This window comes from Pseudomonas sp. 44 R 15 (assembly GCF_900004965.1).
In the GTDB taxonomy this organism is placed as follows: Bacteria; Pseudomonadota; Gammaproteobacteria; order Pseudomonadales; family Pseudomonadaceae; genus Aquipseudomonas; species Aquipseudomonas orientalis_A.
Genome location: NZ_CVTU01000005.1, coordinates 1 through 291 on the forward strand (window position 1 = coordinate 1; position 291 = coordinate 291).

The 291-nt window shown below is 60.5% G+C and carries 1 pseudogene; it reads right to left on the reverse strand.

Annotated elements, in window-relative coordinates:
* Window positions 1-111: 111 nt before the first annotated feature.
* Window positions 112-204 (reverse strand): annotated as a pseudogene (locus BFP93_RS28060) (orotidine-5'-phosphate decarboxylase); the annotation flags it as partial.
* Window positions 205-291: the final 87 nt, after the last annotated feature.

Below are 291 nucleotides of genomic sequence, written 5' to 3' on the forward strand. Positions count from 1 at the left end.
GGCCGTTACCGCAGAAACGGATATGTACTCGATCTGATCCAACATCCTGGTCGGCCCAGAGGCCGCCATCGGGGGCAAGCCCCCTCCCACATTTTCAGTGCCCGCCTGGGGTCAGGCGATTTCAGCAACGACCGCCGCCAACGCCTTAGCCGGATCGGTCGCCTGGCTGATCGGACGGCCAATCACCAGATAATCCGTTGGTGCTGAAGGTCAGCTGACACACGCCATTTACAACGGTGGGAGGTGGCTGGCCCCAATGCCAGTCAAGGCTTTTTGTAGGAGCGAGCTTGC